Source organism: Nocardia sp. NPDC019219 (assembly GCF_040632645.1).
GTDB classification, from domain to species: Bacteria; Actinomycetota; Actinomycetes; order Mycobacteriales; family Mycobacteriaceae; genus Nocardia; species Nocardia sputorum.
In genome coordinates this window covers 39,409-53,921 of sequence record NZ_JBEYCG010000008.1, presented here as the reverse complement: position 1 = coordinate 53,921, position 14,513 = coordinate 39,409, and the positions used below count along the sequence as shown (strand labels likewise).

The following is a 14,513-nucleotide window of genomic DNA, read 5'->3' as shown; positions in this document are numbered from 1 at the left end:
CGGCGGGACGCTCATGCGGTCAGTTCCTCGGCGGCGGCCACGGCGGACACCTGCTCCGGCTCGGCGACGGCGGCCGAGAGCGCCCGCTCCAGCCAGGTCATCTCGCTCGAGCTGGGTGCGCCACGGACGTCGCTGAGGAAACTGCGGGCTACTTCGATGTCGCGGCGGCCGTGCACTCGCTCACGGTAGCGCAGTTCCGGGCTCCCCTCGGGCCGCGCCCATTCGACGTGGACGGCGTAGGGGAACCGCTCGCGCAGTTTGCGCATGGCGTCGACCGGGCGGGCGACGTCGGTGAGCACGGCGGACACGTAGTGCTGTTCGGCCGCGCCGTACTCCGCGCCGTTCAACAGTTCGTCCAGGGTGCCGGTCAGTTTGCTCAAGCCCCGGACCGTCGGCAGGTCCCGGCGACGCACCGCCTGCAAGCCGGACGCGTCCAAGTCGACGATCCACACCGCTTTCCGATGCGCGTTCTCGCCGAACGAATACGGCAGCGGCGAGCCGGAGTAGCGGACCTGCTCGGCGAGGGTCTGCGGCGAATGCAAGTGGCCGAGCGCCACGTAGTCGATGCCGTCGAAGGCGGCCAGCGGGACCGTCTCCACACCGCCGACCGAAATGGAGCGCTCCGATCCGGTGGCCTCCCCGCCGACCACGAAGGCGTGCGCCAGCACCACCGTCCGCACCCCCGGACGCCGCGCGATGTCGGCACGCACCCGAGCCATGGCCGCGTCCAGGATCTCGGCATGCGAGCGCGCCTGCGGCACTTCGAGTTCGGCGCGGGTGATCTCCGGTTCCAGGTACGGGATGCCGTAGAACGCCACCAGACCGTGCGCGTCCGCCAGGAGGACGGGGCGATCGGCCTCGGCCACGGTGGTGCGCAGGTGCAGCCCGCCCGCGGCGGCGAAACTCGCGCCCGCGCCCAGACGGGCGGGCGAATCGTGATTGCCGGAGGTGGCGACGATCTGGGCGCCCGCGGCGCGGATCGCCTCGAATCCCCGGTTGCACACCGCGATCGCGTCGGCGCTGGGAATGGACCGGTCGTACACGTCACCGGGTAGCACCACCACGTCGACCGACTCCTCGGCCGCCAGCTCCGCGATCGCGGTCAGTGAACGAGCCTGGTCGGCAAGCAGATCGACCCCGTGGAACGTGCGCCCGATGTGCCAGTCCGAGGTGTGCAGCATCCGCATGCCGCGAAACCGTAGGGCAACCCACCGACAGACTTCAATCGCCCCGCCCGCTGTGTCGGGTTTCGCCCAGCCCGGCGCGGCGTGTCCGTCCGAGCGGGCGCACGTGTTCGGGGCGCCGGGCCGAACCAGCCGAAACCTCGCACAACCCTTGACCTCTACCCACGTCCCGACCTGGGAAGGCCCGGATGCCGGCAGCCGGACAGGTATGTGGAACAGACGGAGATCCGCTGGAAGGGACGGTGGACGACGTGATGCCGGACAGTTGCTCGGTGCTCGTTCTTGTCGGTGACGTACGGCACTATCTGCGCTATGACCGCACCGATGCTCGCCGCACTGCTGCTGGTGTTCGCCGCCGGTTCCGGCCTCGGCTGGCTGAGCCACGCGGCGCGGGCCGGGCAGCGCGCCGCGGCGGCGGAGGCGCGGCTGGCGGCGGCCGCGGACAACGAACGGCTGCTGCGGCAGTCGCTCACCGCGGCGAACGAGGATGCCGCGCGCAGGCATTCGCACGCCGTCGGCGCGATGGTGGAACCGCTGCGCGCGGCCGTCGGCGCGCTGAACGAGCAGATCCAGCAGGTGGAGCGGCAGCGGCTCACCGCGTATTCCGGCCTGCGCGAACAGGTCGCGAGCATGCAGCGCGCCTCCCACCAGCTCACCGGGCAGACCGGCCGGCTGGTCGCGGCGCTGCGCGCGCCGCAGGTACGGGGCCGGTGGGGTGAGATCCAGCTGGAGCGGGTGGTCGAGCTGGCCGGGATGACCAGGCACTGCGATTTCCAGACCCAGGTCAGCCGCACCGGCCGCGGCGCGGACGATCGCACGGTCCGGCCGGATCTGGTGGTGCGACTGGCGGGCGGACGGCACATCGTGGTGGACGTGAAGGTCCCGTTCGCCGCCTACCTGGACGCCTGCGACACCGACGACCCCGACGTGCGCGCCGAGCTGCTCGCCCGGCACGCCAAACATCTGCGCGCGCATGTCGACCAGCTGGCCGACAAGGCGTACTGGGCCGCCTTCGATCCCGCACCGGAGTTCGTGGTGCTGTTCGTGCCCGGCGACCCGTTCCTGGACGCCGCCGTGACCACCGATTCGGAGCTGCTGGAGTACGCGTTCGGCCGCAACGTGATCCTCGCTACTCCGACCACCCTCGTCGCGTTGCTGCGCACCATCGCCTTCGGGTGGCGGCAGGAGGCGCTGTCCAGGGACATGGCCACCGTGCAGCGGCTGGGCCGTGAGCTGTATCAGCGGCTCGGGACGACGGGCAAGCACCTGGACCGATTGGGCGTGCAACTCGGCAGGGCCGTGGAGGCTTTCAACTACACCGTGGCCTCGGTGGAGTCGCGGGTACTGGTCACCGCGCGCAAATTGCACGATCTGGAGATAGCCGAGCAGGAAGTGCCCGAGATCGGGCGGGTGGATTCCCGGCCGCGCGCGGTGGGCTTCGCCGACGCGGGCGAGTAACCAGGACTATGGCCGTGCCGCCACGCCGCCGCGAACGGCGGCAACTAGTGTGCATGTCGTGGCTGCTTCCGAACGTGTGCGATCCCGGGTGCCCGCGCCGCAACGCTCGATCCTGCCGTCGGTGCCGGGGATCCCGGTCGGCGCGGCGATCTCGATCGCGGTTGCCTGCACGTTCCTGGGATTCTTGATCGACGCCGTCGGCGGCGGTGCCGAGCTGACCGGCACGTTCGCCGCCCTGTACGTCCTCGGCTGTGTGGCGGCCGTCTCCGCCGTCCGCTACCGCGGCTTGTTCAGCACGATGGTGCTGCCGCCACTGCTGCTCTTCGTCGCCGTGCCGCTGGCCTATCAGCAGCTCACCGGCCGCGGCACGACGTCGCTGAAGGACATCCTGCTCAACCTGGCGATCCCGCTGGTGAACCGGTTCCCGACCATGGTGCTCGCCACGGTCGTCGTCCTGCTGATCGGTGGCGCCCGGATCTATCTGCACCGCCGTGAAGAGGAGAGTGACCGGCCGCGGACGCCACGCCGCGGCGACAGCTGGGGCAAGTCGCAGGCGAAGAAGAGCAGGCCCGGCCGTTCGTCCCCCGGCGCCGCCGACTCGGCGCGCCGCAAAGCCCGCCGCCCGAAGGACGAGCCGGACGAACCGGAGTCGGATGACCTGAACGAGCCCGCTCCGCGCCCGGCTCGCCGACCCGCCGCGCAGGTCGCCGACACCCCGCCGCGCGTCGCGCCCTCTCGTCCGCGGGAAGGACGAGCTCCCGCACGGGGCGCCCCGCGCCCGACGGCGGCCATGCCGCGTCCCGAAGGCGAACCACCGCGCGGCGCGAACCGACGCCGCGACATGCCGCCGCATCCCCAGCCCAATGTGCGTTACCGGGAACGCGATTCGGGCCGTCCGGAACGGCGCAGGCCGGAGAACTCGTAAGCGCGTTCACCGGTCCGCGAAGTCTGCCCGGCGCCGCCGGTCCGAGCGCAGCATGCCGACACCGTGCCGCCTGATCGGCGAGAACCGTGCTGATCACCACGCGGCGGAGTTCGCGACATCGCGCGAGTCGCCCCACGGCGGAGAGGACCACCGGGTCACGGCGGCCGGTCGCCCGCCTTCGGCGTCCCTGGACTTCTCCGGCACCGCGCTGCCGGATCGCCCGGAGACGGGTGAACACGTTCCGCTCTCCCGGATACGGATCCGAGCGACCCCGCCGGATCTGCACCGCAGTCCACGCGGACCGGCGACAGCCGACGACGAAGTGACCGGTGCAGCGAAGCCCCAGCGCACCTCTTCGCAGCATCTGGACGACCGACCCGTTACGGCCATGGCCCGTTCAGCAGTGTGACGCCGGATCCTCGGGCGGACGACCGGTAACCGGAGCCCGCGCCACCGGCGCGGCCCGGCGTCAGCGACGGGCGTCGCGCAACTCGCGGGGAAGGGCGAAGACGAGGGTCTCGTTGGCCGTGGTGACCGGCTGGACGTCGCCGTAGCCGTGCTCGGCCAGCATGTCCAGCACGCCGCGAACCAGGATCTCGGGCACCGAGGCGCCGGAGGTGATGCCGATCGTGCGGACGCCATCGAGCCAGGCCGGGTCGACCTCGCGGGCGAAGTCCACCAGGTAGGCGGCCTTGGCGCCGGCGCCGAGCGCCACTTCCACCAGGCGCACCGAGTTCGACGAGTTGCGCGAGCCGACCACGATCACCAGGTCGCATTCCGGCGCCATCGCCTTGACGGCCACCTGGCGGTTCTGCGTGGCGTAGCAGATGTCGTCGCTCGGCGGGTCCTGCAGGGCGGGAAAGCGCTCGCGCAGCCGCTGCACCGTCTCCATCGTCTCGTCCACGCTCAGCGTGGTCTGCGACAGCCAGATCACCTTCGACTCGTCGCGCACGCTGACCTTGTCCACCGCGTCGGGCCCGTCGACCAGCTGGACATGGTCGGGCGCCTCACCGGCGGTGCCTTCGACCTCTTCGTGGCCCTCGTGACCGATCAGCAGGATGTCGTAGTCGTCGCGGGCGAACCGCTTCGCCTCCTGGTGCACCTTGGTCACCAGCGGGCAGGTGGCGTCGATGGTGTGCAGATTGCGCGCGGCGGCCGTCGCGTGCACCGTGGGCGCCACACCGTGCGCGGAGAACACCACGACCGCACCCTCGGGGACCTGGTCGGTCTCGTCGACGAAGACCACGCCACGATCGCGCAGCGTCTCCACGACGTGCCGGTTGTGCACGATCTCCTTGCGCACGTAGATGGGCGCCCCGTGCTTCTCCAGCGCCTTCTCGACGGTTTCGACCGCACGGTCGACGCCGGCGCAGTATCCGCGCGGCTCCGCGAGCAGCACGCGTTTTCCGCCCTCGGCGACGGCGTTTCCGGCGCCTGCCGAGCGGGCGATTCCGACGTTCAAGGGAATGGCCGAAGACATGCCCACAGGATACGTGCGGACCGCGATCACGCCACGTCCGGGAGTTGCCCGTCACATCGCCGCGCGAGCCGCCGCGTACGGCCGCGAACTGCGGTGGAAAGCCCGGCCCGGCCGGGTGGCCGACCGGCCGCGGCGAATGTCTCGGACACTCCCGCCGGGACCTGGGTTTATTCTCCGCATTATGAGCACGCCTGCCGCGCAATTCCCGCCGATCGGCCGCGCGCCGGAACCGGCGAATATCCGAACCGCGCGCACCCCTCCTTTGCATAACACACCATTTCGGGCAGGCTAGGACCATGTTTCGACCACCCTTTCTGGCCCGGGTCGCCGCCGGAGCCGCCGTATACGCCCTCGAGGAATCCCGCCGCCTACCCACGGCGGCAATGAGTTTCCCGATCACGGCCATCAGTCAGGTGCTGCAGACGACGATGCACGTCCAGCAGTTCGTGACGAGTCTGGCCCTGAAGGGCGACGCGGTTTTCGACCGTTTGTCCCACCGCCCGGTCGAACAGCCGGAATGGGCCACGTTCGACGAGGACATCGCCGACGACCCGAGCCCCACCACGCTCCGCGCCAGTCGATTCGATCTCTACAGCGCCGACGATCCCGAACCGTTCCGCGCGCCGGAATCGTTCACCGACGACACCCGCACCGGTGCGACCAACGGTCATGTCGCGTCGGTGACGACGATCGCCGAGCCGCCGGCCGAAGATCCGGAACCGGCCGATCCGGAACCGGCCGACCCGGACACCGACCCCGTCGCCGACGCGCCCGCCATCGCCGAGCCGGAGGTCGCCGTCCGCTACGACTACGCCAACATGACCCTGGCCCAGCTGCGCGCCCGGCTGCGCCTGCTGACGATCGAAGACCTCACCGCGCTGCTGGAGTACGAGCAGCACACCCGCGCCAGGGCGCCGTTCGTGACCATGCTCACGAACCGGATCGCCACTGTGCAGGCCCAGTGACCGAACCCCGGACCCCCTCGTCGGCGGCTGGCCGGGAGACCTCCGGCCAACCCGCCGCACCGGCCAACTCCGCCGAGCACCCCTGGCCGGTGCGCTCGGTGTCCATGAAGGTCGCCCAGTGGATCGACCGGCTCGGCAGCATCTGGGTGGAGGGCCAGATCACCCAGATCAATCTCCGTCCGGGCACCCGCACCGCGTTCCTGGTGCTGCGCGACCCGTCCGCCGACATGTCGCTGTCGGTGACCTGCGACCCGGATCTCATCCGCAATTCCCCCGTTCCCCTGCAAGAGGGCAGCCGGGTGGTCGTCTACGGCAAGCTCTCGTTCTTCACCGGACGCGGCACGATCTCGTTGCGCGTCTTGGAGATCCGGCCCGTCGGCATCGGTGAGCTGCTGGCCCGCATCGAACGGCTGAAATCGCTGCTGGCCGCCGAGGGCCTGTTCGATCCCCGGCTCAAGCGCCCGATCCCGTTCCTGCCCGGCACCATCGGCCTGATCACCGGACGCGCGAGCGCCGCGGAGCGCGACGTGCTCAGCGTCGCCCGGAACCGTTGGCCCGCTGTGCGTTTCGAAATTCGCAACACAGCCGTGCAAGGACCCACCGCGGTGGCGCAGATGCTCACGGCGCTCGCCGAGCTCGATCGGCATCCGGCCGTCGAGGTCATCGTGCTGGCGCGCGGCGGCGGCAGCGTGGAAGACCTGCTGCCGTTCTCCGACGAGGCACTGTGCCGTGCCATCGTGGCCGCCACCACGCCGATCGTCAGCGCGATCGGCCACGAGCCGGACAACCCGCTCAGCGACTTCGTCGCCGATCTGCGCGCGGCCACCCCCACCGACGCCGCCAAGCGGATCGTCCCGGACGCCGCCGCCGAATTGGCCTGCATCCGCGAACTGCGCGAACGCACCGCCGCCGCGCTGCGCGGCTGGGTTGACCGGGAGACCAAGGCGCTCGCCCAGCTGCGGTCGCGGCCCGTCCTGGCCGACCCTCTGCGCGAGATCGATCGCCGTCAAGAAGAGATCGAACGCCTGCGCACGGCCGCACACCGCTCCACCGAGCAGCTGATCCGCACCGAGGCGACGGCCACCCGGCACCTGCGCGAGAAACTCACCGCCGTGGGCCCCGCCGCCACGCTGGCCCGTGGCTACGCTGTCGTACAGCGCGTCACCGGCCGGGAACGGCAGGTGGTGCGCTCGATCGAGGACGCCCCCGCGGGCAGCCAGTTGCGCATCCGGGTCGCCGACGGGGCCGTCACCGCCGCCGCGCTCGGCACCCAGGCGCTCGGCGCGCGGCACACCGACACAGGGAGGAACTGATCTTGGCCGAATCCGGCAAGTCCACGGACAAGAACGGGACAGGAGCCGATCCGGCCGACGACGCGGCCGAGATCGCCGGTTTCGGCTACGAACGCGCGCGCGACGAACTGGTCAACGTGGTCAAGATCCTCGAGCAAGGCGGCCTCGACCTGGACGAATCGCTGGCTCTGTGGGAGCGCGGCGAGGCGCTGGCCACTCGCTGCGAAGAGCACCTGGCGGGCGCCCGCAAGCGCGTCGAGGACGCGCTGCACCGCACCGACCTGGAGCGGCAGGAATGACGATCCGCCGGGCCACGCCCGACATCCGCACCACCGACCTGGCCGCGAGCCGTGCGTTCTACCGGCTGCTCGGCTTCCAGGAGGCGATGGACCTGGGCTGGGTCGTGGCGATGGCCTCCCCGTCCAACCCGACCGCCCAGGTCCTGCTCGTCGGTCCCGACGCCGAACAACTCCAGCCGGACATGAGTGTGGAGGTGGACGACGTCGACGCCGTGCACGCGGCGGTGACCGCCGCCGGAGCCGAGGTCGTCTACCCCTTGCGCGACGAGCCCTGGGGTGTGCGCCGCTTCTTCGTGCGCGACCCGAGCGGGACCGTCGTCAACGTGGTCAGCCATCGCTGACGACAGTCCCCATGGTCACCGTCAGCGCAGTGTGATGCGGAACCGCGCGACGCCGTCCACGTCGCTCACCTGCTCGAACCCGGCTTTCTCCAGCACGCGTACCGACGACGGATTGGACAGTTCCACGTCGGCGCGCACCGCGTGGACGCCGGGCGCGGTGCGCGCGTGCGCCGTCAACGCGACGGTGGCCTCGGTGGCGTAGCCGCGGCCGCGACGCGAGGCGACGATGCCGTAGCCGATCTCCAGCTCACCGTCGGCGGGCGGCCAGAACAGCCCGATCGATCCGACGACGAGCCCACTGGCTCGCTCCACGACGAGCCGGTGCCCGAACGGCCCGAACCAGTCCGGATGGGCGGTGAGCAGACCGGCGATGACGCGATCGCCCGCGGCGGGGAAATCCGCCGCCCACGCGGCATGACGCTCGTCGCCGAGCACGGCGGCGGCCGCTGTGGCGGTCCACGACCGCAGGATCAGGCGGTCGGAGAGCAGATCGGCGGAAAGAGAAACAGACACGTGACACTCCTGGTCATCGAGGAAAAGACCGGTTCGCGCCGACGCGTCTGCGGGAAGAAATCAGTGGCGCGCGAACCGGCGAAGGACATGCGGAATACAGCTGGTGACAGCCATATTCATCGACCTCCGAGATCCGGTTCGGCACGTGTCTCGTACCGCGGCCAACCTAACGGCAGCGCGCGGCCGAAGGCAAGCGTGTTTCAGGGCTTCAGTGGTTGGGCGGCGGCGATCGCCTGCGCGAGCGTGGTGAACGCCGCTTGGTTGCCCGCGCCGGTGATCAGCACACGGGACTGGCCGAGGTCGGTGATCCACGCGGTCTCCGAGCCATGCTCGGCGTAGACGACCCACTTCTGCGCGCCGACCTGCTCGGTGCCGCTGGCGTACCGGGACCCGAGCACGAAGCGGGCCAGCGCCTCCTCGGTCGCGTTGCTCTGGCTGAAACGCATGTAGGTGCCTTGCGGCGTGATGTAGCCGACCGTGCTGACCGGTCCGCCGCCGTTGCCGCCGATGGACTCGCGACTACCCGAATTCGGCGTCCAGTCCGCGGGCAGGTCCGGGTTGCGGATCGGGAACGGCAGGGAACGCGCGTCGGCGGTGAGCGCCGCCCGCGCGTCGAAGTGCGGGATCTGACCCTGCGTCGGACCGTTCGCGGCGAAACTGCACTGGCTGGCCAGCCCCGCGAACACCAGCGCGATCAGGACCAACGGGATCAGCGACCAGAACAGATCCCGGTAGTCGTTCAGGATGCGCGGCTTTTGGTACGACACGCTCCCAGTATCCACTCGCGCGGCGACGCCGCCCCGCGCACCCCGACACCTCGAGCAGGGGTGTACGCCCGTGCCACATCGAATGAGACAATTGACCGGTACGTACCGACGCACAGGAGGCACCCCGCAATGACGGCAACTTCTCCCACACCTAGCCGCCGCGAGGCGCCCGACCGCAACCTCGCACTCGAGCTGGTCCGCGTGACCGAGGCCGGGGCGATGGCCGCGGGCCGGTGGGTCGGACGCGGCGACAAGGAGGGGGGCGACGGCGCCGCCGTCGACGCCATGCGGCAGCTGGTCAGCTCGGTGTCCATGCGCGGCATCGTCGTCATCGGCGAGGGCGAGAAGGACGAAGCGCCCATGCTGTACAACGGCGAGGCCGTCGGCGACGGAACCGGCCCCGAAGTGGACTTCGCGGTGGACCCGATCGACGGCACCACGCTGATGTCCAAGGGCGTGCCCGGCGCGATCTCGGTGCTCGCGGTCGCCGAGCGCGGCGCCATGTTCGACCCCTCCGCGGTCTTCTACATGCACAAGATCGCCGTCGGCCCCGACGCCGCCGACGTGATCGATATCTCGGCCCCGATCGGCGAGAACATCAGCCGGGTCGCCAAGGCGAAGAACTCCGCGAAGTCCGACCTGACCGTCTGCATCCTGGACCGGCCCCGGCACGCCGAGCTGATCCAGCAGGTGCGCGACGCGGGCGCCCGCATCCGCCTGATCTCCGACGGCGACGTCGCGGGCGCGATCGCCGCGGCCCGCCCCGACTCCGGCACCGACATTCTGGTCGGCATCGGCGGCACCCCCGAGGGCATCATCGCCGCCGCCGCGATGCGCTGTATGGGCGGTGAGCTCCAGGGCATGCTCGCGCCGAAGGACGACGAAGAACGGCAGAAGGCCATCGACGCGGGCCACGACCTGGACCGCGTGCTGACCACCGAAGACCTCGTCTCCGGCGAGAACGTCTTCTTCTGCGCCACCGGCGTCACCGACGGCGACCTGCTGCGCGGCGTGCGCTACTACGGCGGCGGCGCGTCCACGCAGTCGATCGTCATGCGCTCGAAGTCCGGCACGGTCCGCATGATCGACGCCTACCACCGCCTGACCAAGCTGCGCGAATACTCCTCGGTCGATTTCATCGGCGACGAACACGCGGTCCCGCCGCTGCCGTGACATTTGGCCGCGACTTCGTCGCGGCGTGTTCGCGGCCCCCTTTTGGCTCGCGTCTGCGCAACCACCGCTGGCGACTTCGTCGCGGACGCGGCGGCCACGCAAACGCGAGCCGGGCTGTGTTGGTTTTTCCAGCGCCTGCGGCGCTGGGTGTTCGCGGCCCCCTTTTGGCTCGCGTTTGCGCGACCGCCGCTTGCTCCTTCGTCGCGGACGCGACGGCCACGCAAACGCGAGCCGGGCCGCGAACGGCGGATGCTCGGTCTCGCTTCGCTCGAAATCGGGAGCTGGGGTCAGTGGTTCCGCAGTGTGGTGACCGCGCCCCGAAGTGCACCGTTCGTCATGCCTCGGTCGGTTTCTACTGATGGGCGATCGGATAGCGGGGCAGGGACCGTTCACCCGCTGGCGCGCGGGGTGCGCGGCCCGGGCTCGACGATCCGGGAGCCAGGACCGCCGCGCACGGGAAACGGCTTGTCCACAGTGCCCGATTCAGAGATCGCGTGCCGCGCGGCTGACAAAGCAGCCATGTCTCCGACGTGGACACATCGCGTAAGCAGAGCCGCTTCGACTGCGCCGGTCGACGTCCACCGACGGCGTGCTGAGCGCGCCGTTGTGCACCGTCGGCCGGAAGGTGCGGCTTTCCGCAGCCAGTGCGGACTCGGGGCGCGGCGGTGCGCTTCATGCTCGGCCGTCACCCGCTTCGAGCTTCTCCTCGCCGTGTGCCGCTCTTGCGGACCGGTTGTCTGCTTCTCGCATGTACCCCGTACGGGGTTGGTAGGCCGGCGCGGCTCCGGGCCGTATGGCGGCGACATCGAGCGAACGGTGCGTATTCCCCGGCGGGGCCTGCCGAGGTGTGCGAATGACCTCAGGCGTGGCTGCCCCATGGGAGGCGGGTGCGGCATAGGGTCGGGATCATGAGCGAGGAGACGCAGTACCGCATCGAGCACGACACCATGGGCGAGGTCCGGGTTCCGGTGGACGCTTTGTGGCGGGCGCAGACCCAGCGGGCCGTGGAGAACTTCCCGATCAGCGGACGCGGCTTGGAGCGGGCGCAGATTCGCGCGCTCGGCCTGCTGAAGGCCGCGTGCGCCACGGTGAACCGCGACCTGGGTCTGCTCGATCCCGCGAAGGCCGATGCCATCATCGCCGCGGCGAACGAGATCGCCGACGGCAGGCATGACGACCAGTTCCCGATCGACGTCTTCCAAACCGGTTCCGGCACCAGCTCGAACATGAACGCCAACGAGGTGATCGCCTCGCTGGCCAAGGCCAACGGCGTCACCGTGCACCCGAACGACGACGTGAACATGTCCCAGTCGTCCAACGACACCTTCCCCACCGCAACGCATCTCGCCGCCACCGAAGCGGTCATCACCGATCTCGTTCCCGCGCTGGAGCATCTGCGGCTGGCGCTGCTGGACAAGTCGGTGGAATGGCGGACCGTGGTGAAGTCCGGCCGCACCCACCTGATGGACGCGGTCCCGGTGACGCTGGGCCAGGAATTCGGCGGCTACACCCGTCAGGTCGCCGCCGGTATCGACCGCATCATGGCGACGCTGCCGCGGCTGGGCGAACTGCCGATCGGCGGAACGGCGGTCGGCACCGGCCTGAACGCACCGGAGGGCTTCGGCGCGAAGGTCGTCGCGGAGCTCGTGCGGGCCACCGACATCGACGCGCTGCGCGAGGCCGAGGATCACTTCGAGGCACAGGCCGCGCGCGACGGCCTGGTCGAGGCGTCCGGCGCGCTGCGCACCATCGCGGTGAGCCTGACCAAGATCGCCAACGACATCCGCTGGATGGGCTCGGGTCCGCTCACCGGCCTGGCCGAGATCCAGCTGCCGGATCTGCAGCCGGGCAGCTCGATCATGCCCGGCAAGGTGAACCCGGTGCTCCCCGAGGCGGTGACCCAGGTCGGCGCGCAGGTGATCGGCAACGACGCCGCGGTCGCCTTCGCGGGCGCGAACGGCGCCTTCGAACTGAACGTGTACATCCCGGTGATGGCGCGCAACTTGCTGGAGTCGATTCGCCTGCTGGCCAACGTCTCCCGCCTGTTCGCCGACAAGTGCGTGCGCGGCCTGGTCGCCAATGTCGAGCATTTGCGCACGCTCGCCGAGTCCTCGCCGTCGATCGTGACGCCGCTGAACTCGGCGATCGGCTACGAGGAGGCGGCCGCGGTGGCGAAGGAAGCGCTGAAGGAGAAGAAGACCATCCGGCAGACCGTCATCGACCGCGGTCTGCTGGGCGAGAAGCTGACCGAGGAGGAACTCGACCGCCGCCTCGACGTCCTGGCCATGGCGAAGGTGGCGGACCAGGACTGACGAGACCGCCCTCGTCCGCCACAGGCCCGACCGTCACCACAGCGTCATCGGCCACCGGCAAGCCGTGCCGAAACGAACGCCACCTGGGTAACCGTGCGGCTACCGAGGTGGCGTTCGCGGGACGCGTCCGTCGCGACGGACCCGAGGACGGCAGGTCAGTCGCGCAAGTGCGCGAGCTCCTCGCGCGCCAGCTCCCCGTCCGGACCGAAATCGGTCCGAGTGAAGATGTTCCACCGCCGCAGCAAGGGGGCGAAGACCAGCTCCCCCTCCTTGGCGCGGTCGTAGATGCCCGCCTCGGCGAGCACCGCGTCGCTGCTGCGGCCGTCCGAGAGCGTCACCGTGGGGACCTCGAAGCCGGCGACCCGGTCGGCGATGGCCCGCACGGCCTGGTCGGGCGCCAGATCGAGCGCGGCGGCGATCAGGTCGGCGAAGAACACCGACTGCAGTTCGTCATCCAGCGCGATCCGCTCGGCGATGGCGGTGACCAGGGGATTCTCACCGAGCGCGGCGGTGTTGCGATGCCGAACGGCGCTGGCGGCCTCCTCGAACGCGCAGTTGGCCAGCACGTCGAGCAGGTGCATCGCCGGGCGACGGAAGCCCTTGGTCATGTGCTCCATGCGCAACCGCTCCAACTCCACCGGGTCGACGGCCCTGGTGACCATGAGGTAGTTGCGGATGGTGATCTCGTGGCGGTTCTCCTCGGCCGTCCAGCGGCCCACCCAGCGCCACCACGCGCCGGTGCGCAGGTATTTGCCGATCTCGCGGTGATACGAGGGCAGGTTGTCGGCGATCAGCACCGAGACGGTCAACGCCAGTTTGGCGGTGTCGCTGAGCTCGGACTGCTCCGGCGTCCAGTCGTCACCGCCGAGGAAGGCGAAGTTGCGCCCGTCGTCCCACGGCACGAAGTCGTGGGGCTGCCACCCGTCGGCGACATCGACGTGCTTACGCAGCAGCAGTTCTACGTCCACCGCGAGCGATTCGAGCAGTTCGCGGTCGGTCAGGAGAGTTTGCACCGAGATAACCTAGCGGCTTGGCCCGCGGAGCGGGAGCGGATGGATGGGATTCACAGGCAACCGGGACCACACCGCGACCCCGGACGCCGAATATCTGGCTCCTACTTCGGCGTGACCGTGATAGTACCGTTCACCCAGGTGATGGTGCCGCCGGTGAAGTCGCTCTGCTTGCCGCCGGGGATGTCCTTCTCGTCGCTGATCGGGTAGCCGAGCTGTCCCTGCGCGCCGCCGTTGTCTTCCCATGCCTTGCGGATCTCGCCCCAGACGACGTGCGGGTCGCCGTCCTTGGCCTCGTAGATCGTGCCGCCCGCGAAGTCCTGATATTCCCCGTCGTCGGGGCCCTTCTCCTCGGCTTCCAACGGGAGGCCGAGCGTGCCGGTCGGGCCACCGAGCTGCACGTACTTCTCGTAGATGTCGCCGTCGACGCTGATCTCGCCGCCCGGCGTGGCGATCTTGGTGCCCTCCGCGCTCGCCCCCGTGGTGGCCGTGGCGCCCGTGGTGCCTGTCGGCTCTTCCCCGGTGCGCGTGGGGCTGCCGGTGGCGGTGCCGGGGCTGATCATCGAGGTGACCATGCCGGTCATGCTGGCCATCCCGGTTTTGGCGCTGTCGCCGGCGTTGTCATCGCCGCCGCAGCCGGCCGAGACCAGCCCTGCCGCGACGAGCACCGCGGTGAATCCAGCCGTTCGTCGAGCGAAGTGGTGCATGTCCATCCTCTCGCTGTGGGCTACCGGCACACCGCGGACTCCGTGACGGCGCCACGAGTAGCCTCGGCCGATTGTCAGGCGATGACC

Annotated in this window: 14 protein-coding genes; 8 read left to right on the top strand and 6 right to left on the bottom strand. The window is 70.2% G+C overall.

The window, feature by feature from the left end:
- Positions 1–11: 11 nt before the first annotated feature.
- Positions 12–1,187: an exonuclease SbcCD subunit D gene (locus ABZ552_RS16770; protein ID WP_357438111.1), complete on the bottom strand. Its 1,176-nt coding sequence runs from the start codon at positions 1,185–1,187 to the stop codon at positions 12–14.
- A gap of 309 nt (positions 1,188–1,496) precedes the next feature.
- On the opposite strand from ABZ552_RS16770, the gene ABZ552_RS16765 reads away from it, so the two are divergent.
- Positions 1,497–2,642 carry a DNA recombination protein RmuC gene (locus ABZ552_RS16765; protein WP_357438108.1) on the top strand — a complete coding sequence of 382 codons (1,146 nt, stop codon included), beginning with the start codon at positions 1,497–1,499 and terminating at the stop codon, positions 2,640–2,642.
- Between the two features lie 58 nt (positions 2,643–2,700).
- Positions 2,701–3,567, top strand: a complete 867-nt coding sequence (locus ABZ552_RS16760) for a DUF6542 domain-containing protein (protein ID WP_281917309.1) — start codon at positions 2,701–2,703, stop codon at positions 3,565–3,567.
- Positions 3,568–4,036: 469 nt separating this feature from the next.
- Here the strand turns inward: ABZ552_RS16760 and ABZ552_RS16755 are convergent, their stop codons facing one another.
- A complete protein-coding gene (locus ABZ552_RS16755; RefSeq protein WP_281877666.1) occupies positions 4,037–5,047 on the bottom strand; it encodes a 4-hydroxy-3-methylbut-2-enyl diphosphate reductase in 1,011 nt (336 codons plus the stop codon).
- Positions 5,048–5,343: 296 nt separating this feature from the next.
- Here ABZ552_RS16755 and ABZ552_RS16750 point away from each other — a divergent pair, with 296 nt between their 5' ends.
- The 4 genes from ABZ552_RS16750 (at position 5,344) to ABZ552_RS16735 (ending at position 7,944) form a co-directional block, all read left to right on the top strand.
- Complete coding sequence (locus ABZ552_RS16750; RefSeq protein WP_281877665.1) at positions 5,344–6,012, top strand: lipid droplet-associated protein; 669 nt, start codon at positions 5,344–5,346, stop codon at positions 6,010–6,012.
- On the top strand, positions 6,009–7,325 hold the full coding sequence (xseA, locus tag ABZ552_RS16745; protein WP_281877664.1) for an exodeoxyribonuclease VII large subunit: 1,317 nt from the start codon (positions 6,009–6,011) through the stop codon (positions 7,323–7,325). The genes ABZ552_RS16750 and xseA overlap by 4 nt, the downstream gene beginning before the upstream one ends.
- Before the next feature lie 71 nt (positions 7,326–7,396).
- Positions 7,397–7,603: an exodeoxyribonuclease VII small subunit gene (locus ABZ552_RS16740; protein WP_051175542.1), complete on the top strand. Its 207-nt coding sequence runs from the start codon at positions 7,397–7,399 to the stop codon at positions 7,601–7,603.
- Entirely contained in the window at positions 7,600–7,944 is a 345-nt protein-coding gene (locus ABZ552_RS16735) for a VOC family protein (protein WP_159843221.1), read from the top strand. The genes ABZ552_RS16740 and ABZ552_RS16735 overlap by 4 nt, the downstream gene beginning before the upstream one ends.
- A gap of 21 nt (positions 7,945–7,965) precedes the next feature.
- Here ABZ552_RS16735 and ABZ552_RS16730 read toward each other — a convergent pair whose 3' ends face one another.
- Entirely contained in the window at positions 7,966–8,457 is a 492-nt protein-coding gene (locus tag ABZ552_RS16730; protein ID WP_281877661.1) for a GNAT family N-acetyltransferase, read from the bottom strand.
- Positions 8,458–8,657: 200 nt separating this feature from the next.
- On the bottom strand, positions 8,658–9,224 hold the full coding sequence (locus tag ABZ552_RS16725; RefSeq protein ID WP_357438101.1) for a DUF4245 domain-containing protein: 567 nt from the start codon (positions 9,222–9,224) through the stop codon (positions 8,658–8,660).
- A gap of 129 nt (positions 9,225–9,353) precedes the next feature.
- Here ABZ552_RS16725 and glpX point away from each other — a divergent pair, with 129 nt between their 5' ends.
- Both glpX and ABZ552_RS16715 read left to right on the top strand, forming a co-directional pair.
- Positions 9,354–10,397: a class II fructose-bisphosphatase gene (gene glpX / locus ABZ552_RS16720; RefSeq protein ID WP_043731608.1), complete on the top strand. Its 1,044-nt coding sequence runs from the start codon at positions 9,354–9,356 to the stop codon at positions 10,395–10,397.
- Positions 10,398–11,305: 908 nt separating this feature from the next.
- A complete protein-coding gene (locus ABZ552_RS16715; RefSeq protein WP_281877659.1) occupies positions 11,306–12,709 on the top strand; it encodes a class II fumarate hydratase in 1,404 nt (467 codons plus the stop codon).
- Positions 12,710–12,864: 155 nt separating this feature from the next.
- Here the strand turns inward: ABZ552_RS16715 and ABZ552_RS16710 are convergent, their stop codons facing one another.
- The gene (locus ABZ552_RS16710; protein WP_281917306.1) at positions 12,865–13,722 is read right to left on the bottom strand and encodes an acyl-ACP desaturase; all 858 of its coding nucleotides are present in this window, start codon (positions 13,720–13,722) and stop codon (positions 12,865–12,867) included.
- Between the two features lie 101 nt (positions 13,723–13,823).
- Entirely contained in the window at positions 13,824–14,426 is a 603-nt protein-coding gene (locus ABZ552_RS16705; protein ID WP_281877657.1) for an esterase, read from the bottom strand.
- Between the last annotated feature and the right edge of the window lie 87 nt (positions 14,427–14,513).

Excerpts from the sequence above, each read along its gene's own strand:
- ABZ552_RS16735 (WP_159843221.1), top strand. The coding sequence starts at position 7,600 with ATGACGATCCGCCGGGCCACGCCCGACATCCGCACCACCGACCTGGCC.
- ABZ552_RS16765 (WP_357438108.1), top strand. The coding sequence starts at position 1,497 with ATGACCGCACCGATGCTCGCCGCACTGCTGCTGGTGTTCGCCGCCGGT.
- ABZ552_RS16705 (WP_281877657.1), bottom strand. The coding sequence starts at position 14,426 with ATGCACCACTTCGCTCGACGAACGGCTGGATTCACCGCGGTGCTCGTC.
- ABZ552_RS16750 (WP_281877665.1), top strand. The coding sequence starts at position 5,344 with ATGTTTCGACCACCCTTTCTGGCCCGGGTCGCCGCCGGAGCCGCCGTA.
- glpX (WP_043731608.1), top strand. The coding sequence starts at position 9,354 with ATGACGGCAACTTCTCCCACACCTAGCCGCCGCGAGGCGCCCGACCGC.
- ABZ552_RS16715 (WP_281877659.1), top strand. The coding sequence starts at position 11,306 with ATGAGCGAGGAGACGCAGTACCGCATCGAGCACGACACCATGGGCGAG.
- ABZ552_RS16755 (WP_281877666.1), bottom strand. The coding sequence starts at position 5,047 with ATGTCTTCGGCCATTCCCTTGAACGTCGGAATCGCCCGCTCGGCAGGC.
- ABZ552_RS16770 (WP_357438111.1), bottom strand. The coding sequence starts at position 1,187 with ATGCGGATGCTGCACACCTCGGACTGGCACATCGGGCGCACGTTCCAC.